Annotated in this window: 30 protein-coding genes and 2 pseudogenes; 30 read left to right on the forward strand and 2 right to left on the reverse strand. The window is 47.3% G+C overall.

All coding sequences use genetic code 11. The features are described 5' to 3' along the window. Positions 1-38 precede the first annotated feature (38 nt). From HDCHBGLK_RS11730 to HDCHBGLK_RS11775, 10 genes are all read left to right on the forward strand, one after another. A complete protein-coding gene (locus HDCHBGLK_RS11730; RefSeq protein ID WP_004606983.1) occupies positions 39-974 on the forward strand; it encodes a DUF1385 domain-containing protein in 936 nt (311 codons plus the stop codon). Continuing rightward, entirely contained in the window at positions 937-1,788 is an 852-nt protein-coding gene (gene prmC / locus HDCHBGLK_RS11735; protein ID WP_004606982.1) for a peptide chain release factor N(5)-glutamine methyltransferase, read from the forward strand. Before HDCHBGLK_RS11730 ends, prmC begins: the two co-directional genes overlap by 38 nt. 30 nt (positions 1,789-1,818) lie before the next feature. Next, a complete protein-coding gene (gene prfA / locus HDCHBGLK_RS11740; RefSeq protein WP_004606981.1) occupies positions 1,819-2,889 on the forward strand; it encodes a peptide chain release factor 1 in 1,071 nt (356 codons plus the stop codon). Between the two features lie 56 nt (positions 2,890-2,945). Then, the gene (locus tag HDCHBGLK_RS11745) at positions 2,946-3,851 is read left to right on the forward strand and encodes a DUF2156 domain-containing protein (protein WP_004606980.1); all 906 of its coding nucleotides are present in this window, start codon (positions 2,946-2,948) and stop codon (positions 3,849-3,851) included. 24 nt (positions 3,852-3,875) lie between these two features. Further along, a complete protein-coding gene (locus HDCHBGLK_RS11750; protein WP_004606979.1) occupies positions 3,876-5,063 on the forward strand; it encodes a pyridoxal phosphate-dependent aminotransferase in 1,188 nt (395 codons plus the stop codon). An 11-nt stretch (positions 5,064-5,074) separates the two neighbouring features. After that, positions 5,075-6,130: a histidinol-phosphate transaminase gene (gene hisC, locus HDCHBGLK_RS11755; RefSeq protein ID WP_004606978.1), complete on the forward strand. Its 1,056-nt coding sequence runs from the start codon at positions 5,075-5,077 to the stop codon at positions 6,128-6,130. An 11-nt stretch (positions 6,131-6,141) separates the two neighbouring features. Next, positions 6,142-6,654: a COG2426 family protein gene (locus tag HDCHBGLK_RS11760; protein WP_004606977.1), complete on the forward strand. Its 513-nt coding sequence runs from the start codon at positions 6,142-6,144 to the stop codon at positions 6,652-6,654. A gap of 147 nt (positions 6,655-6,801) precedes the next feature. Further along, the gene (locus tag HDCHBGLK_RS11765; protein WP_004606976.1) at positions 6,802-7,764 is read left to right on the forward strand and encodes a carbohydrate kinase family protein; all 963 of its coding nucleotides are present in this window, start codon (positions 6,802-6,804) and stop codon (positions 7,762-7,764) included. A gap of 4 nt (positions 7,765-7,768) precedes the next feature. Then, positions 7,769-9,109 carry a MurT ligase domain-containing protein gene (locus tag HDCHBGLK_RS11770; RefSeq protein WP_009248087.1) on the forward strand — a complete coding sequence of 447 codons (1,341 nt, stop codon included), beginning with the start codon at positions 7,769-7,771 and terminating at the stop codon, positions 9,107-9,109. Between the two features lie 14 nt (positions 9,110-9,123). Continuing rightward, complete coding sequence (locus HDCHBGLK_RS11775) at positions 9,124-9,843, forward strand: type 1 glutamine amidotransferase (protein ID WP_039909725.1); 720 nt, start codon at positions 9,124-9,126, stop codon at positions 9,841-9,843. An 8-nt stretch (positions 9,844-9,851) separates the two neighbouring features. Here the strand turns inward: HDCHBGLK_RS11775 and HDCHBGLK_RS11780 are convergent, their stop codons facing one another. Next, a complete protein-coding gene (locus tag HDCHBGLK_RS11780) occupies positions 9,852-10,205 on the reverse strand; it encodes a helix-turn-helix domain-containing protein (protein WP_004606973.1) in 354 nt (117 codons plus the stop codon). 150 nt (positions 10,206-10,355) lie between these two features. Between HDCHBGLK_RS11780 and HDCHBGLK_RS11785 the strand changes: the two genes are divergently transcribed. The 19 genes and pseudogenes from HDCHBGLK_RS11785 to HDCHBGLK_RS20050 all read left to right on the forward strand — a co-directional run. After that, positions 10,356-10,589, forward strand: a complete 234-nt coding sequence (locus tag HDCHBGLK_RS11785; protein WP_004606972.1) for a hypothetical protein — start codon at positions 10,356-10,358, stop codon at positions 10,587-10,589. Between the two features lie 87 nt (positions 10,590-10,676). Further along, positions 10,677-11,138: a hypothetical protein gene (locus tag HDCHBGLK_RS11790; RefSeq protein ID WP_004606971.1), complete on the forward strand. Its 462-nt coding sequence runs from the start codon at positions 10,677-10,679 to the stop codon at positions 11,136-11,138. A 100-nt stretch (positions 11,139-11,238) separates the two neighbouring features. Continuing rightward, on the forward strand, positions 11,239-12,294 hold the full coding sequence (ispG, locus tag HDCHBGLK_RS11795; protein ID WP_039909723.1) for a flavodoxin-dependent (E)-4-hydroxy-3-methylbut-2-enyl-diphosphate synthase: 1,056 nt from the start codon (positions 11,239-11,241) through the stop codon (positions 12,292-12,294). Continuing rightward, entirely contained in the window at positions 12,287-16,786 is a 4,500-nt protein-coding gene (locus HDCHBGLK_RS11800; RefSeq protein WP_004606969.1) for a PolC-type DNA polymerase III, read from the forward strand. The genes ispG and HDCHBGLK_RS11800 overlap by 8 nt, the downstream gene beginning before the upstream one ends. A 73-nt stretch (positions 16,787-16,859) precedes the next feature. Further along, positions 16,860-17,726, forward strand: coding sequence for an EamA family transporter (locus HDCHBGLK_RS11805; RefSeq protein ID WP_004606968.1), 867 nt, complete (start codon positions 16,860-16,862; stop codon positions 17,724-17,726). Then, the gene (locus HDCHBGLK_RS11810) at positions 17,723-18,586 is read left to right on the forward strand and encodes a DMT family transporter (protein WP_004606967.1); all 864 of its coding nucleotides are present in this window, start codon (positions 17,723-17,725) and stop codon (positions 18,584-18,586) included. Before HDCHBGLK_RS11805 ends, HDCHBGLK_RS11810 begins: the two co-directional genes overlap by 4 nt. 50 nt (positions 18,587-18,636) lie before the next feature. Then, complete coding sequence (locus tag HDCHBGLK_RS19010; protein ID WP_167738460.1) at positions 18,637-18,810, forward strand: hypothetical protein; 174 nt, start codon at positions 18,637-18,639, stop codon at positions 18,808-18,810. 67 nt (positions 18,811-18,877) lie between these two features. Continuing rightward, positions 18,878-19,741, forward strand: coding sequence for a DUF2935 domain-containing protein (locus HDCHBGLK_RS11820; RefSeq protein WP_004606965.1), 864 nt, complete (start codon positions 18,878-18,880; stop codon positions 19,739-19,741). Positions 19,742-19,751: 10 nt separating this feature from the next. Then, positions 19,752-20,057: a hypothetical protein gene (locus HDCHBGLK_RS11825; RefSeq protein ID WP_004606964.1), complete on the forward strand. Its 306-nt coding sequence runs from the start codon at positions 19,752-19,754 to the stop codon at positions 20,055-20,057. 14 nt (positions 20,058-20,071) lie between these two features. Next, the gene (locus tag HDCHBGLK_RS11830; RefSeq protein WP_004606963.1) at positions 20,072-20,980 is read left to right on the forward strand and encodes a helix-turn-helix transcriptional regulator; all 909 of its coding nucleotides are present in this window, start codon (positions 20,072-20,074) and stop codon (positions 20,978-20,980) included. Between the two features lie 116 nt (positions 20,981-21,096). Next, entirely contained in the window at positions 21,097-21,282 is a 186-nt protein-coding gene (locus HDCHBGLK_RS11835; protein ID WP_004606962.1) for an effector binding domain-containing protein, read from the forward strand. Between the two features lie 15 nt (positions 21,283-21,297). Beyond that, the gene (locus HDCHBGLK_RS11840) at positions 21,298-21,654 is read left to right on the forward strand and encodes a TfoX/Sxy family protein (protein ID WP_004606961.1); all 357 of its coding nucleotides are present in this window, start codon (positions 21,298-21,300) and stop codon (positions 21,652-21,654) included. After that, positions 21,635-22,279 carry a GyrI-like domain-containing protein gene (locus HDCHBGLK_RS11845; RefSeq protein WP_004606960.1) on the forward strand — a complete coding sequence of 215 codons (645 nt, stop codon included), beginning with the start codon at positions 21,635-21,637 and terminating at the stop codon, positions 22,277-22,279. The genes HDCHBGLK_RS11840 and HDCHBGLK_RS11845 overlap by 20 nt, the downstream gene beginning before the upstream one ends. Continuing rightward, positions 22,276-22,419: pseudogene (locus HDCHBGLK_RS20045) on the forward strand (GNAT family N-acetyltransferase); the annotation flags it as partial. The gene HDCHBGLK_RS11845 and the pseudogene HDCHBGLK_RS20045, both read left to right, overlap by 4 nt. After that, positions 22,374-22,511, forward strand: a complete 138-nt coding sequence (locus tag HDCHBGLK_RS20215) for a YoaP domain-containing protein (protein ID WP_004606959.1) — start codon at positions 22,374-22,376, stop codon at positions 22,509-22,511. The pseudogene HDCHBGLK_RS20045 and the gene HDCHBGLK_RS20215, both read left to right, overlap by 46 nt. A 197-nt stretch (positions 22,512-22,708) precedes the next feature. Beyond that, entirely contained in the window at positions 22,709-22,903 is a 195-nt protein-coding gene (locus tag HDCHBGLK_RS11865; protein WP_004606957.1) for a hypothetical protein, read from the forward strand. 157 nt (positions 22,904-23,060) lie between these two features. Next, positions 23,061-23,666 carry a sugar O-acetyltransferase gene (locus tag HDCHBGLK_RS11870; protein WP_039909698.1) on the forward strand — a complete coding sequence of 202 codons (606 nt, stop codon included), beginning with the start codon at positions 23,061-23,063 and terminating at the stop codon, positions 23,664-23,666. A gap of 217 nt (positions 23,667-23,883) precedes the next feature. Beyond that, positions 23,884-24,423: a DUF1697 domain-containing protein gene (locus tag HDCHBGLK_RS11875; RefSeq protein WP_039909721.1), complete on the forward strand. Its 540-nt coding sequence runs from the start codon at positions 23,884-23,886 to the stop codon at positions 24,421-24,423. A 23-nt stretch (positions 24,424-24,446) separates the two neighbouring features. After that, a pseudogene (locus tag HDCHBGLK_RS20050) lies at positions 24,447-24,566 on the forward strand (radical SAM protein); the annotation flags it as partial. Positions 24,567-24,736: 170 nt separating this feature from the next. Here the strand turns inward: HDCHBGLK_RS20050 and HDCHBGLK_RS11885 are convergent. Then, on the reverse strand, positions 24,737-25,249 hold the full coding sequence (locus HDCHBGLK_RS11885) for a ferritin (protein ID WP_004606954.1): 513 nt from the start codon (positions 25,247-25,249) through the stop codon (positions 24,737-24,739). Positions 25,250-25,423: 174 nt separating this feature from the next. Here HDCHBGLK_RS11885 and HDCHBGLK_RS11890 point away from each other — a divergent pair, with 174 nt between their 5' ends. Then, positions 25,424-25,987 carry a tRNA (mnm(5)s(2)U34)-methyltransferase gene (locus tag HDCHBGLK_RS11890; RefSeq protein ID WP_004606952.1) on the forward strand — a complete coding sequence of 188 codons (564 nt, stop codon included), beginning with the start codon at positions 25,424-25,426 and terminating at the stop codon, positions 25,985-25,987. The last annotated feature ends 29 nt before the right edge of the window (positions 25,988-26,016 follow it).

Genomic DNA, 26,016 nt, shown 5'->3' on the forward strand with positions numbered 1-26,016 from the left:
TATAATCTCAACCCTTTTATGTTGCAGAGGAGTTCTATATGAAGTCATCAAATATTGGCGGACAGGCCGTCTTAGAGGGAATCATGATGAAGCACAAAGATGCCTACTCCGTTGCAGTACGCAAGCCGGACGGGGAGATTATCGTGCAGAAGGATGAGTACCACAGCATTGTGGGAAAGTGGAAGAAACTGACTATGATTCCGTTTATCAGGGGAATATTTAATTTTATAGATTCTATGGTGCTTGGCATTAAGACCTTGACTTACTCAGCCAGTTTTTATGAGGAAGAAGAGCAGGAAAAATTTACGGAAGCAGAGACTTTGAAGAAGGAGAAGCAGGAGAAATGGCTGATGGGCGGAACAGTGGCATTTTCCGTGGTAGCAGCGGTAGCCATCTTCATGGTGCTGCCTTACGTTCTATCCTCGTTTCTTAAGCCGCTCATTCCATCTTATCACATCCGCACAGTGATCGAAGGCTTTGTGAGAATCGGGATATTCATAATGTATGTGCTTCTGATATCAAGGATGGAAGATATCCAGAGGACATTCATGTACCATGGGGCAGAGCATAAGTGTATCAACTGTATCGAGCATGGCCTGCCACTGACGGTGGAAAATGTAAGGATCAGTTCCAGGCAGCATAAGCGCTGCGGGACCAGTTTCTTGTTCTTTGTCCTTGCAATCAGCATTATCCTTTTGCTGCTTGTACAAGTGGAGTCGCCCCTCATGCGGGTGGCAGTCAGGATTGTCCTTCTACCGGTGATTGCCGGAATCTCCTATGAGATACTCAAACTCGCCGGGAGCAGCGATAACGCGCTGATCAATCTGTTTAGCAAGCCAGGGCTGGCAATTCAAAAACTGACCACCAAAGAGCCGGATGAGGGCATGATCGAAGTGGCCATCCAGGCCGTGGAGGCAGTATTTGATTGGAGAGCATATGAAGAAGAGAACTTTGACATTTCAGCAGATTTATAGGGAAGGGACTTCCATGCTTAAAGAGGCAGGCATCCGGGAGGCAGCGCTGGATGCGTGGTATCTGCTGGAATTTGCGACTGGAATCTCCAAGGCTTCCTATTATGGCGACCCGGATAAAGAGATAAAGGAAGAAGAGGCGGCCCGGTATCTTGGTTATATAGAGATCCGCAAGAGCCGGATTCCATTGCAGCATATTACGAAGGAACAGGCATTCATGGGCTATCCCTTCTATGTGGATGAGCATGTGCTGATCCCAAGGCAGGATACGGAGACGCTGGTTGAAGAAGCGCTCAAGGTATTAAAGCCCGGCATGCAGGTACTGGATCTATGCACCGGATCCGGGTGTATCCTGATAAGCCTGATGAAGATGTGCAAGGGGCTTTATGGAACCGGAAGCGATATATCCGAAGATGCGCTGGAAGTGGCCAGGAAGAATGCCTGCAGGCTGGAGGTCAATGCAGCGTTTATAAGAAGCAGCCTGTTTGAGCATATCAGTGGAAGATACGACCTGATCGTATCCAATCCTCCCTATATCCCTACGTCGGTTATCGAGGGACTCCAGGAGGAAGTAAGGCTTTACGATCCCTTCATTGCCCTTGACGGCAAGGAAGACGGGCTGTATTTTTACCGGGAGATCATCAAAGCAGGCATACGTTATCTCAGGCCGGAAGGATATCTGATGTTCGAGATCGGGTACGATCAGGGAAATGAAGTGGCCTGCCTTATGGAGAAGCAGGGATATAGGAATATACTGGTAAAAAAGGATTTGGCAGGTCTTGACCGTGTGGTTTCAGGCATGTACAATGGAGAATAACTGTTAGAGAAATGTTAAGGAGGAAATGGTATGTTTGACAAATTAGAGGATTTGCTCATTCGTTTGGAAGAGGTACTTAGCGAACTGCAAGAGCCGAATGTGGCTAATGACCAGAACCGGTTCCGCAAGCTTATGAAAGAACAGAATGAACTGACTCCTATTGTTGAGGCATATAAGGAATATAAGGCCTGCAAGCAGGCGATCGAGGACAGCCTTCAGATGCTGGAGGAAGAGTCCGATGAAGAGATGAGGGAACTCGCCAAGGAAGAACTGAATGACTCAAAAGCAAGGGTTGAGGAATTAGAGCATGAACTTAAGATTCTGCTTCTGCCCAAGGACCCCAATGATGATAAGAATGTCATAGTCGAGATCCGTGCCGGCGCCGGCGGGGATGAGGCGGCCTTGTTCGCGGCCGAGATCTACCGCATGTATCTTCACTATGCAGAGAGCCGGCGATGGAAAGTAGAACTGGTGGAATGCGAAGAGATCGGTATAGGCGGCATGAAGAATGTGACTTTCATGATTAACGGAAAGGGAGCATATTCCGTGATGAAATACGAATCCGGGGTACATCGGGTGCAGCGGGTGCCCGAGACAGAGTCCGGCGGACGTATCCATACTTCCACGATTACGGTTGCTGTCATGCCGGAAGCGGAGGATGTAGATATCCAGATTGATGAAAAAGATATCCGCATCGACGTCATGCGGGCATCCGGCAACGGCGGACAGTGCGTCAATACGACAGATTCGGCAGTGCGCCTGACCCATTATCCAACAGGAATCGTGATCTACAGCCAGACGGAGAAATCCCAGCTGCAGAATAAGGAAAAGGCATTCGCCCTTCTCCGGGCAAAACTGTATGATATGGAATGCCAGAAGCGCCATGACGCAGAAGCTGAGGCGAGAAAGAGCCAGATTGGTACCGGAGACCGTTCTGAAAAGATCCGTACTTACAATTTCCCGCAGGGACGCGTGACGGATCACCGTATCGGCCTGACATTATATAAACTGGATAAGATCATGAACGGTGACATCCAGGAGATTATTGATGCCTGCATCGCAGCAGACCAGGCAGCAAAACTGGCAAATATGAATGAGTAAGGCAAGACAGGAAAAGGCCATGAGAGAAAATTGGAAAGATTCAAAGAAGGTAAAATATGAAGGAAATACAGTTTAAACGAGCAGAATTAGAAGATAAGGAAGTTATTTCTCATTATTTTAAGCACCATACCAGCAGAAGCTGCGAGAGGACATTTGCCAATGTGTATTTGTGGTCCAGGCAGTATCCTGTCAAGTGGGCAATTGTGGAGGACGCGCTGGTATTCAAAAGCGAGGATGAGAATCATCTGGCATTTGCCTACCCGGCCGGAGAACCGGAAAATGTGAAAAAGGCGCTGGAAGTACTTATGGAGTACAGTAAGGAAAGGGGCGTTTCCTTCCAGATGTATAATGTAACGCCGGATAATTTTGATATGCTGGAAGAATGGTATCCGGGAAGATTCCAGATCGAGTATAATAGGGATCTGGCGGACTACGTGTATGAGGCAGAGAAACTGGCAACGCTCTCCGGCAAGAAACTGCACGGAAAGAGGAACCACATCAATAAATTCAAGACGATGTATGAGGGACGCTGGTCCTATGAGAGCGTGACCAAGGAGAATCTGGAAGATTGCTTCCAGATGGCTCTTAAGTGGCGCAACCAGAACGGGTGCGAGGATGATCCTGAGAAAAGAGGCGAAATCTGCGTAACGCTGAACGCGCTTCGTCTGTTTGAAGAATTGGAACTTGTAGGAGGCATTCTTAAGGTAGATGGAGAGATCATAGCTTTCACACTTGGGGAGCCGGTCTGTTCCGATACGTTTGTGGTCCATATCGAGAAAGCATTTGCCGAGATCCAGGGCGCATATCCTATGATCAACCAGCAGTTTGTGGAACATGAGTGCCAGGAATATACGTATGTGAACCGGGAAGAAGATACAGGTGCGGAAGGCCTTAGAAAGGCCAAATTATCCTACCGCCCGGTTTTCATGGTCGAAAAAGGAAGAGTAACTGAGCGTGCATAGAGAATAGAGAAAGGAGAAAGGATTATGATAGCAGAGAAAATGAAGAACATGGTAGCAAATAGTTCCGCCATCCGGGCAATGTTCGAAGAAGGCAATCGTCTTGCGGGCATCTATGGAGCGGAAAATGTATATGACTTCAGCCTGGGCAATCCGAATGTGGCTGCGCCGGAAGCGGTGAAAAAGGCCATTATCGAATTGCTGGATGAAGATGATCCGGTCGTGCTTCATGGCTATACGAACAGCAACGCCGGCTATGCAGACGTGAGGGAGACTGTGGCGGAGTCGCTGAACGAACGCTTTGGTACTAGTTTTGAGGGCAAGAATATCGTGATGACAGTTGGCGCCGCAGGAGGCCTGAATGTAATACTTAAGACCTTGCTGAATCCGGGGGATGAAGTAATCGCATTTGCTCCATATTTTGGAGAATACCGTTCTTATACCAATAATTATGACGGGGTGATCGTAGAGATCTCTCCGAATACGACGGATTTTCAGCCGAAGCTGGACGAGTTCGAAATAAAGATCACGCCAAAGACCAAGGCTGTCATCGTGAATACGCCAAACAACCCTACCGGCGTAGTTTATTCCGAAGAAACCATTAAGAAGATGGCTGCTATCATGGAGGCAAAGCAGAAAGAGTACGGCACAGATATTTATCTCATCGCAGATGAGCCTTACCGCGAGCTTGTCTATGACGGGACAGAGGTTCCTTACCTTACAAAGTATTATGACAATACGATCGTAGGCTATTCTTACAGCAAGTCCCTGTCGCTTCCGGGAGAGCGTATCGGATATCTGGTCATCCCGGACGAAGTGGAAGACAGCGAGACGATACTGACCTCGGCAGGCGTTGCCACCCGCATCCTTGGGTTTGTAAACGCGCCGACCCTGCAGCAGAAGGTGGTGGCGAAGTGCATCAATGAGAAGACGGATCTCTCTTACTATGACAGGAACAGGGAGACTCTGTACAATGGCCTGAAGGAGTGCGGATTTGAATGCATCAAGCCTCAGGGGGCATTCTATCTGTTCGTAAAGTCTCCGGTTGCGGATGAAAAGGAGTTCTGCGCGGCTGCCAAGAAGTATAATATCCTGATCGTGCCGGGAAGTTCCTTTGCGTGTCCCGGATATGTGAGAATTGCGTACTGCGTATCCTACGGCACGATCGTAAACGCCCTTCCAAAGTTTAAGGAACTGGCAAAAGAGTATTTCTAGAGGGATGAGTCATGAAGGCATTTGAAAAGAACATACGAAAAGTTGAGCCTTACGTTCCCGGGGAGCAGCCCCAGCGCAAGGTGATTAAGCTGAACACCAACGAAAATCCATATCCTCCGGCACCCGGGGTTGCGAAAGCCTTAAAAGGGATGGAGACTGACCGGCTCCGCCTGTATCCGGATCCGGCAGCGACGCCTCTGGTGGAGGAACTTGCCAGATTCTACCAGGTGCAGCCTGATCAGGTATTTGTAGGAGTGGGGTCAGATGACGTGCTGTCCATGTGCTTCCTGACATTTTTTAATTCCAAGAAGCCGCTGCTGTTTCCTGACGTTACCTATTCCTTTTACAAGGTATGGGCAAAATTATACCGGATTCCGTACGAATGCCAGGAACTGGATGAGGACTTCCATATAGTGAAAGAGGATTATTATAAGGAGAACGGGGGAGTAATCTTCCCGAATCCCAACGCCCCAACCGCCATCTATGAAGAACTGGATGTGGTGGAGGATATCATCGCCCATAACCAGGATGTCATCGTCATTGTGGATGAGGCATATATCGACTTTGCCGGACGGTCCGCACTGGAATTGATTGATAAGTATGAGAATCTCCTGGTCGTGCAGACATTTTCAAAAGCCCGCTCCATGGCTGGGATGCGGATCGGATATGCCATCGGCAATCCGGTGCTGATCCAATATCTCAATGATGCGAAATATTCCTTTAATTCTTATACGATGAACCAGACATCGCTGGCCTGCGGAGTCGAGGCAGTCAAGGATGTCCGGTATTTTGAAGAAGGAATCCAAAAGATCATTAGGACTAGGGAATGGGCAAAGGAAGAACTGGAGAAACTTGGTTTTAAGTGCCTGGAATCTCAGGCAAACTTCATATTTGCCATGCATCCGGAATATGATGCAAAGGAAATGTTTGAAGCATTAAAAGCGAACGATATCTATGTCCGCTATTGGGGAAGCAAACGGATCAAGCAGTATATGCGGATTACGATAGGAACCAGGGAAGAGATGGAAGCCTTGTTTGCTTTTCTTAGAAAATATATGAACAAATAAAGGAGAATTCTATGACTGAAACTTTAGTGCAAAGCATTATCGATGCCCTTGGCGGAAGTGTTGGAAAGGAAGCGATCGTATTTATCATATCCATGATACCGATCCTGGAACTTCGAGGCGGCCTGCTTGTGGCAGGCCCATTGCTTGGCGTGCCGGTATCGACGGCAATTCCGCTATGTATTATCGGCAACATTATTCCGGTGCCGTTTATCCTGCTCTTGATCACTCCCATCTTTAAATGGATGAAGGGGACGAAGACATTTAAGCCGATGGTAGATAAACTGGAGGCAAAGGCAATGAGTAAGAGCGATAAGATAGAGAAATACGAGTTCTGGGGACTGGTGCTGTTTGTTGGAATCCCACTGCCCGGGACAGGGGCCTGGACAGGATCCCTGATCGCAGCCCTCCTTGGCGTGAAGTTTAAGAAGGCATTTCCGGCAGTGATACTTGGAATCTGTATAGCAACTGTCATCATGTGGTTCATATCCTATGTTATCCTGGGCGGTGTCCAGGTGATCCCATAGAAATTGGAAATATAAAAGAGAAGCGTTGGCTTCTCTTTTGCTATTTGGCGAATGCGCCAGGAACTTTGCAACGCATTTTCGGGCACTTTAAAAATTACTCATAGTGTGGTAAAATGTTTAAAAATGTTTGGATAAGGAGTATAGGGTATGGAAAGATTATATGATGTAACTGCAATGGGCGAGATGTTGATTGACTTTACATTGAATGGACAAAGCGAGCAGGGGAATCATCTGTTTGAGGCATGTCCGGGAGGCGCGCCATGCAATGTACTGGCGATGCTCAATAAATTAGGACGTAAGACCGCCTTTATCGGCAAGGTGGGTGAGGATCAGTTCGGACGCCTTCTAAAAGGAACGATTGATGAACTGGGAATAGAGACCAAGGGGCTGATTCTGGACAAGGAGATTCATACGACGCTGGCGTTTGTACATACTTTCCCGGATGGGGACAGGGAGTTTTCTTTCTACCGCAAGCCAGGGGCAGATATGATGCTGACAGAAGAGGAGGTGGATTATGACTTGATCCGCCAGTCCAGGATCTTCCATTTCGGAACCCTTTCTATGACAGACGAGCCTGTTAGGTCTGCGACAAAGAAAGCGCTGGAGGTAGCAAAAGAAGCAGGCTGCCTGATCACCTTTGATCCGAACTTGCGCCCTCCGCTTTGGAATTCCCTGGACGAGGCCAAGAAGCAGATGGAGTATGGATTCCAATACTGTGATATGCTGAAGATCTCTGACAACGAGATCCAGTTCGTATCAGGCAAGGAAGATTACGATGAAGGAATCTGCTATCTTCAGGACAAATACAACATTCCCCTTATCTTCCTGACCATGGGAAAGGATGGAAGCCGTGCATATTACAAGGATATACGGGTGGAGAGAAAGGGATTCCAGGTAAAGGCCATTGAGACCACCGGCGCCGGGGATACGTTCTGTGGCTGTTCTATTCACGGGCTTCTGACCCATGGGCTGGAAGGGCTCACAGAAGAGATCCTTGGGGATATGCTGACTTACGCGAATGCAGGAGCGGCGCTTATCACCATGAAGAAAGGCGCGATCCGCTCTATGCCGGAGCCGGAAAATATAACAAAATTAATCGAGGAAAAATAAAAATATGAGACTACGCAGAATGCTGGCCATTTGGGCGGCCAAGATTACCGAGAAAATCAGCGTCCATGTATTCCATCGCCAGGGTGTGACATGGGCAGGAAAAATCGCTTTAAAGATATGCCCAACTATACTGAAAGAACTGGCAGGACAGGTAAAGAAGGATATCTTTATCGTCTGCGGCACCAATGGAAAGACGACCACCAACAATATGCTTTGCGCAGCCATAGAAGCTGAAGGATACCGCGTCATCTGCAACCACACAGGCTCCAACATGCTCAACGGCGTGGTTGCGGCTTTTGTGCTGGGGGCCGGGAACGGAGGAAGCCTTCATGCTGACTATGCCTGCATCGAGGTAGACGAGGCATCCACCAGAAGGGTTTTTCCCCACTTTAAGCCGGATTATATGGTGCTGGCCAATCTATTCAGAGACCAGCTGGACAGGTATGGGGAGATTGATATTACTATGAATATCCTGAAAGGCGTCATGCAGGATGCTCCGGATATGAAGGTGATTGTCAATGGAGACGACGCCCTGTCCGCATATCTGGCGATGGACAGCGGCAATCCTTATATCACTTATGGCATCAGCGAGAAGGTGGTTGAAGATGAGGATTCCAGAGAGATCCGGGAAGGGCGCTTTTGCAAGCGCTGCGGCGCGCCTCTTCAATATCGTTTCTACCATTACAGCCAGTTGGGCGATTATGCCTGCACCGGGTGTGATTTTAAGCGTCCGCAGATAGACTTTGACGCTTCGGAAGTTGAAGTTGGCACCAGATTGGCGTTTACGGTGGAAGGACGAAGGATTGAGGCGAATTACAAGGGGTTCTATAATGTTTATAACATACTGGCGGCATATGCGGCAGCCAGGACAGGCGGCCTTGCACTGGAACACTTCAATGAGATGCTGTTAAGATTCAATCCAGAGAACGGACGTATGGAGCAGTTCCAGGTAAAAGATACGAAGATACTGCTGAATCTTGCCAAGAATCCGGCAGGCTTTAACCAGAACATATCTGCCGTGATGCAGGATGAGGCTCTCAAGGATATTATTATCGTAATCAATGATAACGCGCAGGACGGAACCGATATATCCTGGCTGTGGGATGTGGACTTTGACCGGTTTAAGAATGACAGCATAAGTTCCATCACAGTCAGCGGAATCCGGTGCCAGGACATGCGGCTGCGCTTGAAATATGTAGACATCCCGACCGCGCTTGAGGCAGACGTAGAAAAGGCTGTCCGCGGGCGCATAGAAGATGGATGCGGCAACCTGTATGTTCTTGTGAACTATACCGCGTTATTTAGCACCCGGAATGTATTAAAGAGATTGGAGGGGGAGAAGTGATGGATACGACAGACATGAAGATAACGATCGGGCATCTCTATCCTGACCTTCTGAACCTGTATGGGGATAGAGGCAATATCGCCTGCATGATGAAGCGCTGCCAGTGGCGGGGCATTGAGGCGGAGACGATCGAATTCAATACGGGCGATGAGATTGATTTTTGCGGACTGGATATTGTGCTGCTTGGCGGCGGCTCAGACAGGGAGCAGGCGATCGTATGCCAGAATCTCCTGAAGATACAGAAACAGTTTCAAGAGTATGTAGAAGATAATGGAGTCGTTATTGCCGTATGCGGCGGATACCAGCTGCTGGGAAGATACTATAAGACGGATGACGGCATGATAGAAGGGTTGAACCTGGTGGATATCTATACTGAGCAGGAGGAAGGAAGGCTGATTGACAATATTGTGCTTCAAAGCGAGTTAGCGGATATGCCGATAGTTGGATTTGAGAATCACGGCGGGCGAACCTACATTAATGGTAACAAGCCGTTTGGCAAAGTATTATATGGTTCCGGCAATGATGGGAAAAGCGGATATGAGGGAGTGGTATATAAGAATGTGATAGGTACTTACCTGCACGGCCCATTGCTTCCCAAAAATCCGCAGATCTGTGATTACCTGATTCAGAGAGCATTGGAGAGAAAGTATGGGCCGATGACGCTTTTACCATTGGATGACAGCCAGGAGCAGGAGGCTAACGAGTATATATACCGCAGATTTGTGAAAGAATAGATGAGATGTTAGGTGGCTTCTTGTTCTCGGTCACGTAATTCTAGAAGATGAATATATTCCAGCAGATCTTTCTGGGAACGGGAAGAAAGCATCTTATACTTATACAGGAGGTTCTGTTCCATGGGAGGCAGATTATCATTCTGCGCCAAAGCCATGTGGATGACCTCGTCATCTTCCAGGAGATAGTCGATTGTTACGTGGAAGAGATTGGCAAGGGCTGCCAGTTTCTCATGCGATGGCTGTCGGTTCTTCGTCTCATATCCGGCTATGGTTGAACGTGCGACGTTCAAGCGGCTAGCAACATAGTCTTGTGTCATTTCGTTTTCTAGACGTAACGTTTTTAACTTTTTGGAAAAAGACATGGCCGGCACCTCCTTAGTTTTTTTGTTAATTTTATCAATTGTTGCAGTAAAGAACATAAAAAGTGCCGAATATCAACAAAGTGTTGCGTTAGGTTGCAAAGTGGAACAATGTTGAGCAAAAGTAAAGAAATAGAAAGGAATAGGCAATAAATGAGGCAGGAAAGATTCAAAATGGAGAGAGAAGGCTTGGTTAAAGAGGGACAGGAAGTAGAAATCAGCGAGCGGAGTGCCGTGACAGGACAGTATACATATCTGGTTGAACCTTCGATTGCCATGTCCGGAATATACCGGACCAGCCAGAGATTCAAATCCCGCAAAGGAAGGATCAGAAAGATCGAGAAGACAGAGAAAGGATTCTACCTGCTGGTAGACATAGATGAGTAATGGGAAGTACCCCGTTGACACCAGGGGGCAAAGAACATATAATTTAAAGTGAAGCAAATAATGTAAGACTCGAAAGGAACTGGATAGATGATAATAGCGAAGAATGATGAAGCGAAAAGAAGTAAGATCTGGAGGATTGTCACACTTGTCTCATCTGTCCTGATTATAGTTATAGCGATTTTTCTTCTGACAAAACTCTTCACAGCCAATCCGCTGGAAGGAACATGGGTGGACGAAGACAGAAGTCTTAGGCTGTCAATAAAGAGCAATGGAACGATCGACGTGAGTGTTCCGGAGGTTGCTGAAGATGTCAGCGTGGGCGTGAAGTTGAATTATACGATGGACAAAGAAGAAAAGACCATTACAATTAAGGCGGATGAGTCGGAATTTAAGAAAATTGCAGAAAAGTCTGATGGAAAGTATACGCAGGAGGACTTGAAGAATGCCCTGGATTCCGTGACTACGACATTTGACTACAGCGTGGATCAGGAGCAATTGACGCTGACAGAACGCGAATATGGAGAACAGATGACCTTTATAAAAGAATAGCAATGATATGCCCCTCTATTTGAGACACCGATCAGACAAGGTGACCGATAGAGGGGTTCTACTGTTCGCAGGATACTGTATTATGGAAAGGATAAAGCCAATGTTTAGAGACAAGACGAAAAAGGTTTGGATAGGAGATGTGTGCATAGGCGGGGGGAGCCCGGTTGCCATCCAGTCTATGACGAATACCAGGACGGAGGATGTGGAGGCGACGGTGGCCCAGATTCTTGAACTGGAGAGGGCGGGATGCCAGATTATCCGCTGCGCGGTTCCGACGATGGAGGCAGCGCAGGCGCTTGCAAAGATCAAGAAGAAGATTCATATTCCGCTGGTGGCGGATATTCATTTTGACTACCGCCTGGCAATTGCGGCAATTGAGAATGGCGCAGACAAGATCAGGATCAACCCTGGAAATATCGGGGCCAGAGAACGCGTACAGGCAGTGGTGGATAAGGCAAAGGAACACCAGGTGCCTGTCCGCGTCGGCGTAAACAGCGGCTCTCTTGAGAAGCCTCTGGTAGAAAAGTATAAAGGCGTGACGTCGGAAGGCCTGGTTGAGAGCGCCATGGACAAGGTGCACATGATAGAAGAGATGGGATATGACAATCTGGTGGTAAGCATCAAGTCTTCCGATGTTATGATGTGCGTCAAAGCCCATGAATTAATTGCAGATAGGTGTCAGTATCCGCTGCACGTAGGGATCACAGAGTCAGGGACCCTGCTGGCAGGCAACATCAAGTCTTCCATAGGCTTGGGGCTGATACTGAACCAGGGAATCGGAGATACCATCCGGGTATCCTTAACCGGAGATCCAGTTGAAGAGATCAAGTCTGCCAAACTGATACTTAAGACGCTGGGCCTTAGAAAAGGCGGCATCGAAGTGGTATCCTGCCCGACTTGCGGCAGGACTAAGATCGACCTGATCGGGCTGGCAAACCAGGTAGAGCAGATGGCGGCGGATATTCCGCTGGATATCAAAGTGGCGGTAATGGGCTGCGTTGTCAACGGGCCAGGAGAAGCCAAGGAGGCGGATATCGGTATAGCCGGCGGCATAGGAGAAGGCCTGCTGATCAAAAAGGGACAGGTCGTAAAGAAAGTAAAAGAGGATCAATTGTTAGAAACGTTGAGACAGGAGTTGGTGCGCTGGAATGAGTAAGCCGTTCTTTGAAGTATTTCCAACATTAAAAGTAAATGAAGATATCCGCATGCTGTTTGAAGGCGTGGAAGTAACGAAAGTTGCGACCAATTCCGACCGGGATTTTATCAAGGTGCATCTTTACAGCCGCCATCTGATCCAGAAAAGGCGTATCTACGAAGTAGAGAGGCTGCTGAAGGATCAGCTGTTCGGACGCAGCCGCATCCAGATCGAAGTGAAGGAAAGGTATGAACTGTCAGAGCAGTATACGCCTGAGAACCTGATGAATGAATATTTTGACAGCCTTCTGCTGGAACTGAATGAAAAAAGCGTGGTGGAGCGCAGCATGCTCCAAGGCTCAAGGTATCAGTTCGAAGAGGGGAATATCCTTTGCCTGACGCTTACTGACACCATAGTAGCCCAAGGGAAGAAAGAATCCCTGTCCGGTTATCTGGCAGAAGTATTTCAGGAAAGATTCCAGAGGCCCATTGAAGTACGGGTCACATATGAGAAGCCCAAGGATAGCAAGTTAAGATATAATGATGTCAAACTCAAGCAGGAAGTAGACGCCATACTGGAACATGCAGAAGCAGTTCAGGAGGAGAAGGAACTTAAGAAGAAGGCCCAGGATGAAAAGGAAGGCGCTTCTTCAAAGCCCACGAAGAGCCAGAATGGAAATGGCGCGGGCAAAAAGGAAAAGAAGGCGTTCTTCGGGAATGGCAGAAGGGATGGATTCTCTTATAAGAAGAATTCCAATGATCCGAACCTGATCTTTGGACGAGATTTTGATGATGAGACGATAGAACTAAAGCAGTTAGTTGGCGAGATGGGTGAGATTACCATCCGCGGCAAGGTCATCAGTTTTGACACCCGGGAGATCCGTAACGAGAAGACAATCATCATGTATGCGGTGACAGACTTTACAGATACGATCATGGTCAAGATGTTTGTGCGAAACGAGCAGCTGCCGGATATTCTGGCAGACGTAAAGAAAGGCGCGTTCCTTAAGATCAAGGGAGTCACCACCATTGATAAATTTGACGGGGAACTTACCATTGGGTCGATCACAGGAATCCGAAAGATTAATGATTTTACGGAGTCCAGGAAGGATACGGCTCCGGAAAAGAGGGTAGAGCTTCATTGCCATACGAAGATGAGCGATATGGATGGCGTATCGGAAGTAAAGGATCTTGTAAAACGTGCCCATGACTGGGGACACAAGGCGATTGCCATTACTGACCACGGAGTAGTCCAGGCATTCCCGGACGCCAACCATTACATCGAGACCCTGGATAAGGACGATCCTTTTAAGGTGATCTACGGAGTAGAAGGCTATCTGGTAGATGACCTTACGGATGTGGCCTTGGGTGAAAAGGGGCAGACCCTGGACGATGTCTATGTAGTATTCGATCTGGAGACGACGGGCTTTAGTCCGATTAAGGATAAGATTATTGAGATAGGCGCGGTGAAGGTAGAGAACGGGAAGATAACAGAGCGGTTCAGTACATTTGTGAATCCCAAGATTCCAATCCCGTTTCGTATTACCCAGCTGACCAGCATTACGGATCAGATGGTCATGGATGCGCCGGATATTGATACGGTGCTCCCACAATTCTTGGAATTCATTGGGGACGCAGTTCTGGTAGCGCATAATGCGTCTTTCGACGTGGGATTTATCGAGCAGAATTGCAGATACCAGGATATTGTGCCGAATTTTACTTCTGTGGATACGGTGGCCATGGCCAGAATCCTTCTTCCTACATTGTCGAAGTTTAAGCTCAATGTAGTAGCCAACGCACTCCATATATCCCTGGAGAACCATCACCGGGCAGTGGACGACGCAGGCGCCACCGCGGAGATCTTCGTGAAGTTCGTGGAGATGCTGAAGGAACGCAATATCAATGATCTGGCAAGGTTAAACCAGTTTGGCAGCAATAATGCGGATGCGATCAAGAAGCTTCCCACATACCATGTGATCATACTGGCTCTGAATGAAGTAGGCCGGGTGAATCTATATACCCTGATATCCAAGTCTCATCTGGATTATTATGCCAGGCGGCCCAGAATCCCCAAGAGCGAGCTGTCCAAATACAGGGAAGGACTGATGGTAGGCAGCGCCTGCGAGGCGGGAGAACTGTATCAGGCTATCCTGAACGAAAAGTCGGAAGAACGGATCGCGAGGATCGTTAATTTCTATGATTATCTGGAGATACAGCCATTGGGAAATAACCGATTTATGATTGCCAGCGACCGTATTGAGAATGTACAGAGTGAAGAAGATCTTAAGAAGATCAACAAGAAGATCGTGGATCTGGGAGACCGATTCAACAAGCCGGTGGTAGGTACCTGCGATGTGCATTTTATGGATCCGGAAGATGAAGTCTACCGGCGCATCATCATGGCAGGAAAAGGCTTCGGGGATGCGGACGAGCAGGCGCCACTCTATCTGCGCACCACCGACGAGATGTTAGAAGAGTTTGAATATCTGGGTTCGACAAAAGCAAAGGAGATCGTGATAGACAATCCCTGTAAGATTGCGGATATGGCAGAAAAGATTACGCCGGTAAGGCCGGACAAGTGCCCGCCCGTAATTCCCGATTCCGATAAGATGCTGAGGGAGATCTGCTACAATAAGGCCCACTCCATGTACGGGGAAGAGCTGCCGCCGATTGTTACGGAGCGTCTGGAGAGGGAACTGAATTCCATCATCTCCAACGGCTTCGCAGTAATGTACATTATAGCGCAGAAACTGGTGTGGAAGTCCAATGAGGATGGCTATCTGGTTGGATCCCGTGGCTCCGTAGGATCTTCCTTCGTGGCGACTATGGCGGGAATTACCGAGGTAAATCCCTTGAGCCCTCATTACTACTGCAAGCATTGCCATTACAGCGACTTCGAGTCTGAAGAAGTGCGGGCATTTGCCGGCGGCTGCGGATGGGATATGCCGGATAAGAACTGCCCCGTCTGCGGGGAGAAGCTGGTTAAGGACGGATTCGATATTCCTTTCGAGACGTTCCTTGGGTTCAAGGGGAACAAGGAGCCGGATATTGACCTTAACTTCTCTGGCGACTATCAAAGTAACGCCCACAAGTATACGGAGGTCATCTTCGGCGCAGGCCAGACATACCGTGCAGGCACGGTAGGAACATTGGCAGATAAGACGGCGTTCGGCTATGTGAAGAATTACTATGAGGAGCGGGGGCAGCGGAAGAGAAACTGCGAGATTGACCGGATTGTCCAGGGGTGTACTGGAATCCGAAGGAGTACCGGACAGCATCCGGGAGGCATCATTGTGCTTCCTCTGGGGGAAGAGATTAATTCATTTACTCCGGTACAGCATCCGGCCAATGATATGACGACGGACATCGTCACCACCCACTTTGACTACCATTCTATTGATCACAATCTGCTGAAACTTGACATCCTGGGCCATGATGATCCGACCATGATCAAGACGCTGGAAGAGTACATCAGTTCTCCAGCGCTGGAAAATGAATACAATGAGTCGGACAACCGATTCGTGGCAACCAAGATTCCTCTGGACGACAAGGGGGTAATGTCCTTGTTTCATGATACGTCGGCCCTGGGAATCAAGCCGGATGACATTGGCGGCTGCCCGGTGGGATGCCTTGGCATCCCGGAATTCGGAACGGACTTTGTCGTACAGATGGTGGTTGATACCCAGCCAAAGACCTTGTCTGACTTGATCCGTATCTCCGGTCTGTCCCATGGCACGGACGTGTGGCTTAACAACGCCCAGGAATTGATCAAGAGCGGAAAGGCTACCATATCAACGGCAATCTGTACCCGCGATGATATCATGACCTACCTGATCAATAAAGGGATGGACAGTGAATTATCCTTTACCATTATGGAAAAAGTAAGAAAAGGAAAAGGGCTTACAGACGATTTCGAGAAATCCATGAAGGAGGCCGGAGTCCCTGACTGGTATATCTGGTCTTGCAAGCAGATCAAGTATATGTTCCCGAAGGCCCATGCGGCGGCCTACGTTATGATGGCGTACCGGATCGCTTACTGCAAGATCAATTATCCGCTGGCCTATTATGGGGCGTATTTTGGAATCCGCGCGGACGCGTTCTCCTATGAGATCATGTGCCGAGGCAAGGATGTGCTGCAGCATTATATCGATGAATATAACAGCCGGTCTGCGACTCTGAGCAAGAAGGAACAGGACACGATGAAAGATATGAAGATTGTCCAGGAGATGTATGCCAGAGGGTATGAATTTATGCCCATGGACATCTACAAGGCTCAGGCGACCAAGTTCCTGATTATTGACGGGAAACTGATGCCGCCCCTTTCAAGCATTGACGGAATGGGAGAAAAGGCGGCAGAAGCGGTGGCGGAAGCGTCCAAGGACGGGCCATATCTGTCAAGGGACGACTTCCGGCAGCGTACCAAAGCCAGCAAGTCGGTCATTGACTATATGGTGGAACTGGGCATACTGTCCGACTTGCCGGAATCCAATCAGCTGTCGCTGTTTGACTTCTAGCGTGCCGGAATCCGAAGTGACTGTGCGGTATGATAGAAGAAAAATAAGAAATAAGAAATGAGAGGAAAACCAAATGTGGCTACTATATGCTGTGGGCTCTTCGTTTTTTGCAGGGATTACTGCGATCCTTGTGAAAATCGGAGTGGAAGATACGGACTCCCACTTGCTGACTGCGCTTAGGACGATCGTAGTATTAATATTTTCCTGGATTATGGTATTTGTCGTTGGATCCCAGGGAACCATCTCAGAGGTATCGCCAAAGACGCTGCTATTCTTGTGCGCGTCCGGAATTACTACCGGGGCATCCTGGATCTGCTATTTTCACGCATTGCAGATCGGAGATGTCAATAAGGTGGTGCCCATCGACAAGTCCAGCGTAGTGCTGACGATTCTTCTGGGCGTCCTGTTCCTGGGGGAGCCCATGAGCGTGTCAAAGGGAATCTGCGTTATACTGATTGCCGCGGGAACCTATCTGATGATCGAGAAGAAGCAAGGGACGGAAGAAGGAAAGAAAAAGAGCAAAAGCGCCATTCTATATGCCCTGCTGTCGGCTGTCTTTGCGTCGCTGACAGCACTGCTTAGCAAAATTGGCATTGTAGGGATAGAATCCAATCTTGGCACGGCTATACGTACCATTATCGTTCTGATCATGGCGTGGCTGATCGTGGTGGCGGGAGGAAAGCAGAAGCAGATCAAGGATGTAAGCAGGAAAAGCTGGACTTTTATCATCCTATCCGGAATCGCTACCGGCCTGTCGTGGCTATGCTATTACCGGGCCTTGCAGGATGGGCCGATCAGCGTAGTGCTGCCGATTGACAAGTTAAGCATCCTGATATCCATCGCTTTTGCATATATTATATTTAAGGAACGGCTTACGAGGAAATCAGGCCTGGGACTTGCCATGATTGTAGCCGGGACACTGGGGATGGTGGTGCTATGAGTGGCAGCAGGCGTTATAAAGGAATCTTATACATTATCCTGTCCGCATTCTGCTTCGCGCTTATGAACCTTTTCGTCCGCCTGGCAGGCGATTTGCCTTCAATCCAGAAAAGTTTCTTCCGTAACTTTGTTGCGGCAATTTTTGCATGCATGATCCTTTTAAAAGATGGCGTGCCGTTTCGGTGCAGGAAGGAGAATCTAAAGTTTATGCTTCTGCGCTCCGTCTTCGGGACGCTTGGAATTCTTTGCAATTTCTATGCAGTGGATCATCTGGTGCTTGCAGATGCGTCCATGCTAAATAAGATGTCTCCATTTTTTGCGGTGCTATTTAGTTTCCTGATTTTAAAAGAGCAGGTGAAGGTACCCCAGGCATTGATGGTGGCAGGCGCATTTGCAGGAAGCATGTTCGTTGTAAAGCCGACGCTTACGAATATGGATCTTGTCCCATCCATGATCGGGCTTCTCGGCGGAATTGGCGCGGGCGCGGCTTATACGATGGTCAGAAAACTGGGAGAGAATGGGGAAAAAGGCCCGTTTATCGTGTTCTTCTTCTCGACGTTCTCATGCTTATTCACCTTGCCTTGGCTGATCTTTGACTATCATCCTATGTCCCTGTCCCAGACCGCTACCCTTCTAATGGCTGGTATTGCGGCGGCAGGAGGGCAGTTCTCCATAACCGCGGCCTATTGCCATGCGCCGGCAAGGGAGATCTCCGTCTATGATTATTCGCAGATTATCTTCTCGGCTGGATTGGGATTTGTCATATTCGGACAGGTTCCGGATGCTTTTAGCTGGGTTGGATATGGAATTATATGTACGATGGCAGTACTGATGTTTTTATATAACATAAGAAACCAATAGCCTCTTTTCTGTATACACTATAAGTGAAAACAGAAATAGAGGCTATTATTATGAAATTAAGATACTGCAATAAGAATCAGGAATGCATTGACTTTTTTGCACAATATGGGACAAGTTCCAATCCGGCAAGTGGAAGTTTTATCCCGGATGCGCGTTTAGGCTGGCTAAAAAAAGTGGTGAAAGAGCAGTTTGTGCATATACTATTTCAAAAGACTAAATTATAAGGTATGCAAAAATATGAATCAATATGTGACATTATCATTAGAGTCCCACTTATTTTTTGGAAGAATTATGAAAGAGCACGCGCTATTTCTAATGGCAGGATTTCCTGCAAAGAATGAGGCGTTCATTGAGAAGGCGGATTGGTATCGTGCCCAGTTTGAAGACTTGCTGGCACAGGCCGTAAAAATCAGCAATGGGACTATAAGGCAAGGCGTGCTGAAGTCAGGAGAAATATTTACCGAATATACAATAAAAGCCGAAAAAAGCACGAGTTGCCTTACGGGAATTTCTATTGATACTTGCATTACAGAAGATGAGATGAAGTTGGTGCCAGGTGACAAAATGACCTTGAACAGGGAACAGAGCCAGTTGATGGCAAGGCGGGTGAGGATGCTGAATGAAAGAGCGCTGGAACTGGTAACCGGCCTGATCTGCCTAAAGGAAGAGATATTGGAAGCCATGACAAAGTGTAAGATATATAATAGCAATTATCCGTTATTGATCCGGCATATCATAAGAGAGGCCAAACTATACAAGGAAACGATTACGGAACTCAATACCAAAGGCTATATCTGTTCCAGAAATCTAAAAGCTATAGAAAAATTCTGGAATCAGATCATGATGGAACATGCGCTATTTATCCGCGGGCTTCTGGATCCTTCGGAAGAAGAGTTGATTGAGGCTGCCGATGCATTTGCAGGAGATTATAAGAAATTGATTCGAGAGGCCCGGGAAATGGACTGTAGGACGATGGACGGACTGACAAGAAGGACGATAGAGGAGACAGTACGGTACCGGGAGTTTAAGGCAGCAGGAACAAAGGGAATTACGGAATGCAGGATTGAGTCGATCATACTTCCTTTGCTGGCGGATCATGTTCTAAGGGAAGCAAGCCACTATCTGCGCATCCTGCAATCGGAAGCAAAACGGTAAGACTTCCTCCATGATACATGATTATGTGTCGAAAGAGCAGACGGCAAGGGCGGTATTAATAAGACAAAAGCGTGACAGGATCGCCCATCTGAATGCCAAGTTCTCCATTCAGGCTGATAAGCGCGATACCGAGGATTGCGATAAATGCAGCCAGGCCATCCTTTTTCAGTGGCCTGGCTTTTGTGATGGACCATGCTGCAAGCGGCGTAAAAGGGGGGATGAAGAAAATGGTCCGTGGATTTGCAGCGGGATGCCTTCCAGATTCGAAATTATGCTCGTCGGAGGAATGTATGTTATAGTAGTAGCAGGTAAGTAAAAGGGAGGAAGACGATGAAGATTGACAGACTGATCGGTATATTATCAATATTGCTGCAGCAGCAGCGGGTGACGGCTCCTTATCTTGCAGAGCGGTTCGAGGTCTCCAGGCGTACGATCAACAGGGATATCGAAGACTTGTGCAAGGCCGGAATTCCGCTAGTGACCGTGCAGGGCGCAAATGGCGGCATATCAATCATGGAAGGATACAGGCTGAATCGGACCCTTCTTACATCTTCGGATATGCAGGCGATCCTTGCCGGGCTTCGCAGCCTGGACAGCGTATCCGGTACCAGCAGGTATCAGCAGCTGATGGATAAGCTGGAGGTGAATCATACGACGCTTGCTTCCAACAGCCATATTCTGATCGACCTGTCCTCCTACTACAAGTCCACCCTGGCGCCGAAGATCGAATTGATCCAGGATGCCATTGAGGGAAGACATTATATCCAGTTTGACTATTATGCGCCAGGCGGGGAGGGCGGTCGGTTGATCGAGCCTTATCTTTTGGTCTTCCAGTGGGCCTCCTGGTATGTGTGGGGATGGTGCACGAAGCGGGAAGATTACCGGCTGTTCAAGTTAAACCGGATGCTGGAATTAAAGGTCGCAGGAGAGCAGTTTGAAGAACGCGATCTTCCCAAGTACGAGCCAAAGGTGGAGGCGGCATATCCTTTTGAAATCTCGGTGTCGGCCGTGTTCGAGCCGGAGATGAAGTGGAGGCTGATCGAAGAATATGGCGTGGACAGTTTCAGAATCAGGGAGGATGGGAAGCTGCAGTTTCAATTTTATTTTCATGACAAGGAGAATCTGTTTAGTTGGCTGCTTACATTCGGCGATAAGGTGGAATTATTAGAGCCGGAAGGCCTTCGGGAGGAAATCCGGCTGCTGGCAGAAAATATCGGCAAAAAGTATAAGAAGAATTAGAAACATGACACATAGGTGTCGTGTTAGGCGTGATATGCTTGTCATAAATAAAGAAAGCAAGAGGAAAACAGCATGGATTATGAAATAGTGGAACTGAAAGAAAAGGCGTGACGGCGATGACGATCCCGGGAGGCAGATATGCCCGATTCGTTGTCTATGGAGACATGCAGGCAGCTGTGGCAAGATTCTGGCAGGAACTTTGGGAGATGGATCTTGACCGGGCCTTTACCTATGATTTTGAAGAATACCAGGATGACAGTATGGAGGAGACTTGTATCCATATGTATATCGCGCTGAATTAGAGGAGGTAGCGTATAATGGCTTCCAGCAAAGAGTTTGTTCATTATGTAGAAGAGCAGTTAACAGATGCAGGAGAGATTACGTGCCGGAAGATGTTCGGAGAATATGGAATCTACTGCAATGGCAAGATTATAGGAGTGATCTGTGACGATCAATTGTTCCTCAAGATTACGGAAGCAGGAAGGCGCATCTGTCCGGATGGAGAGGAAGCGCCCCCATATGAAGGTGCAAAGCCGTATCTGCTGATAGATGATATTGATGACCGTGGTTTTATGACGAGGTTGGCGCAGGCAGTCTATGAAGAATTACCGGAGCCGAAGCCGAAAAAGGCAAAGAGAAAAGGGGGACAAGAAAATGGAAAAAATGGATTATAAGAAGGCATATAAGGATCTGTATATGCCCAAGAAGAAGCCTTCCGCTATTCAGGTGCCAAAGATGACGTTTATCATGGTGGATGGCAGAGGGAATCCGAATACATCAAATGATTATGAGGACGCCCTGGAAATTCTCTATGGCCTGTCTTTTACCATTAAGATGAGTAAGATGAGCGGCCGACAGCCGGAAGGATATTTCGAGTATGTGGTTCCGCCGCTGGAAGGCCTGTGGTGGGCGGATGACTGTGCCTTTGACGGCAGGAATATTACGGATAAAGACAAGTTCTGCTGGACTTCTATGATCCGGCAGCCGGAGTTTGTAACGTCAGAAGTATTTGAGTGGGCCAAGGCGGAACTTAAGAAGAAAAAACCAGAGATTGATTTTACAAAGACCAGGCTTGAGACTTGGGAAGAAGGGCTGTGCTGCCAGATTATGCATATAGGTCCATATGATAATGAGCCGGCAACGATAGAGGTTTTGGAAGAGTATATCCAGGCATCCGGGTATATTACGGATATTTCAGATCAGAGATGGCATCATGAGATCTATCTGGGAGACCCCAGGAGGACAAAGCCGGAGAATCTCAAGACGGTGATACGACACCCCATCAGACAGGAGGCATAGAATTTATCAGGATTACGAAGGAAAGTCTGGAAAAGGAGCACATCTGCTGTGCGATTTCCGGTAATAAAGACTGCCAGGTGGCTTCAAAAAAGCAGTGGCTGTCAAAACGATTCCAGGAAGGACATGCCCATTTGCCTTCACATCCTACTGCCTGTTTTATGACGGAAAGTTTCTGACCAATGAGATTCTATCGGAAAAGAAGTTTGAAAAGATTGCAAAACGTCGGGCATGAGGGCCGTGTGGTCTCTGCGCCGGCGCTGTTTTATGTATGGGCTTTAGCCTGTTCAGGGCATTGGAGGTTTTCGTGTTGGTATGAATCGACAATGAAACAGCTTGCAATGTATCGGGATATAGAAATATCTGAAAGACAGATAGAAGCAGGGCAGGTAAAAGATGCAAGAATGGCACTTAAAGAAATGAGGACGAAATATGGGTTATAAATTGAATGTTACAGAGCATGCAGAAGAGTTGCTTGATCATCTTGTGTATCATTTGATTTATCGTTTGAAGAATAAAGAAGTTGCAAGACATTTATTAGATAGTATATATTGTAAATGTAGTTGGCATTTTTCATCAGTTGGAGAACTATCAGAGCAAATTATAGTAAACGATTGGAAAAGATGAAGAATTGGATCAATCGGCATCGAGCTTGGTGTAGAAGGAGTACTCGCAGGAGGCGCCCTGATAGACACCAAAGAGAAATCGCATATGGGTTAATTAAGGACAAACTACAGTTTGTATGCCTTGTGATGGGCGTATCAATAAAGGAGGAGGTGTTTCTATGACAGAATTAGAAAAATGTATGTCGGGGGAAGTTTATAATTGTCATGACGAAGTCTTTCTGCAATATAAGAAGCAGGCGAAAGAGATGCTTGACATTTATAACAGATTAACTTATGACCAAAAAGAAGAGAAGAAAGAAATTCTACATAAACTATTTGGCAGGATCGGAACAAATGTGTCAGTAGGGGCCCCATTTTTGTGCGATTATGGATGTAATATTTTTACTGGCAGCAATGTGTCAATCAATATGAACTGCTCATTTATAGATTGTAATCAGATAAAAATCGGCAATAATGTTATGATTGCTTCAAACGTGCAGATATATACGGCAACGCATCCGGTAGAACTGGTGGAACGTTTAACATCAGATTGGACGCCGGAGAGTGGAAAGCACTTCTGCCAGGTGTATGCGCTGCCTGTTGAGATTGGAGATGGATGCTGGATCGGCGGAGGCGTCATCATTCTCCCCGGGATTAAGATCGGGGCAGGCAGTGTGATTGGAGCCGGCAGCGTTGTGACTCATGATGTACCGCCCAATTATGTGGCAGCCGGAAACCCGTGCAGAGTGATACGCAGAATTAACGAGGAATCAGAGCATGATTAAATTAGTGGTATTTGACTTGGATGGAAAGTATGAAGGCATCATCCCCAAAAGTTAGCTTGGCCGGATTTCTTCAGGTAAATGGGCTTTACTTAGATGATCATCGGACAGGTTCAGCATATTTCTGTTGAGAAAGAATATGCACAGGGTTATGAACAACGATATGGCAAAGATGGATTTAGGAAGGCCTATAGGAATTTATATGGAGGAATCAACGAATATGAAAATATATATTGCGTTTCTGCGCGGCATTAATATAAGTGGTAAAAATAAGGTTCCAATGGCTGAATTAAAGAAAGCCTTTGAAGAACTTGGGGGTGGAGCAGTTAAGACATATCTGAACAGTGGAAATGTGATTTTTTCAAGTGGTGAAGATAATATAGGGAGTCTTACAAGCCGGATCGAGGTAATGATAAAAGATCGGTTTGGTCTGGATATACCGGTTTTCGTCATATCAAAAGAAGATCTTGAAGATATTTTGCAGCATGCACCTGACTGGTGGGGTGACGAAAATAAGGAAATCTATGATAATTTAATTTTTATTATGCCTCCTGCTACATTTGCCGAATTATGGGGTGAGATCGGAGAACCCAAGGAGGGCTTGGAAAAGATTAAGGATTATAAGGAAACGGTATTCTGGTCTTTCAGCCGGAAGGATTATCAAAAAACAAACTGGTGGCCAAAGACAGCAAGCACGAACATTAGCAGAAAACTGACAATCAGAACGGCAAACACCATCAGAAAGATAGTTGGAATGTAATTGCTTTACAGATTCCGGGGTTAGCAGGAGTTTATGGGATTCTCTGCTTTGGGATGGGGCTCACATTGCGGGATGGGAAAAGGGAATATTTCTATAAACAGTTGGACCTTCTGTTTCCAGGTATGAAAGAACGATATATACAACAATGAATAGTTTGGCAGAGGAAAATTTTACAGTCTACAGATGGTAACGCAGAAATGATTTCCGTTGGTTCGGGAAGTTCCTCAAAATTAAGAAAAAGCAGCGTAACATACGTTTGTACATTACGCTGCTTATTATATAACGAAAGAATTTTCCCGCTGGCCTGGCACTGTTATAAAACTAAAGAGGGCGCGGAATATACCCTTGCAGCCAGTTCGGAATCCAGCATATAGAGGCTTCTGGAGTCATGGCCGAAGAGGTTGAACTTGGTAATCAGATCATCCGCATTCTTCTCTTCCTCACCCTGTTCCTTTACAAACCAGTCTAGGAACTGCATGGTCCGGAAATCCTTCTGCGCATAGGCAGCGTCATAGATGGCGTGAATCAGGCTGGTGACAAACTGCTCATGCTCAAGGCCCGCTTTTAGAGGATCTTCAAATCCGGCCAGAACAGCATCAGGCTTATCGATAGATTCCAGTGTTACTTTCTCCCCGTTATTCTGTAGATATTGAATGAAAAGCATGGCATGGTCGCGTTCTTCCTGTGCCTGGATATTATACCAGTTCGCGAATCCATCCAGCCCTTGGTCTTTATAGTAATTGGCGAAATCCAGATATAGGTAGGCGGAATAGAATTCCTTATTAACCTGCGTGTTTAATAATTCAGCTACTTTTGGATCTAACATATTGATTTCCTCCTTTAAGTTTAAGGTCTGCAGAATTTCTGCAAATTTATTATAACATTTTAACGGGATGGTGGCAATGGGAAGTGTCGGAAGGAAGTGTCGGAAGGAGTAGAAGTGGATTTTCTGATTCTTATATGATACGATATATCCAGAAAAAAGAAGGGGGAAGAATTATTGAGACCATCGCAGATAACGGACTGGTGCCATGAGATCATCCGTTCCCAGGCTGCTGCCGGGGGATTCTATATTGATGCCACGATGGGAAATGGAAAGGATACGCTGATGCTTTGCACGCTGGCCGGAAAGGCCGGAAGCGTGCTGGCTTTTGACATCCAGGATACGGCGCTTCAAGCCACACAGAGGCTCCTGAAAGAACAGGGATGCCTTGAGCGTGCCAGTCTTATAAAGGACGGACACGAACATATGGACTTGTATGCAGGGGAAGGCACCGCAGATGTCATCTGCTTTAACTTCGGGTATCTTCCAGGCGGGAGCCATCACATAGCCACCAGAGCCACAACCAGCGTGGAGGCAATCCAAAAAGGATTAAAGATTCTGAAAAAAGGCGGCATGATGAGCCTGTGCATCTACAGCGGAGGAGACACGGGGTTTGAAGAAAAGGAGAGGATACTGGACTATCTCAGGGAACTTCCGGCGCGGGAGTATACGGTAATCGTAAATGCGTACTATAACCGGGCAAACAACCCTCCAATCCCTGCGTTTATCTTTAAGAATTGACGCTAAAAGCAGGGAGTTTTACGGGAAAG

It is taken from the genome of [Clostridium] scindens ATCC 35704 (genome assembly GCF_004295125.1).
Taxonomy (GTDB): domain Bacteria; phylum Bacillota; class Clostridia; order Lachnospirales; family Lachnospiraceae; genus Clostridium_AP; species Clostridium_AP scindens.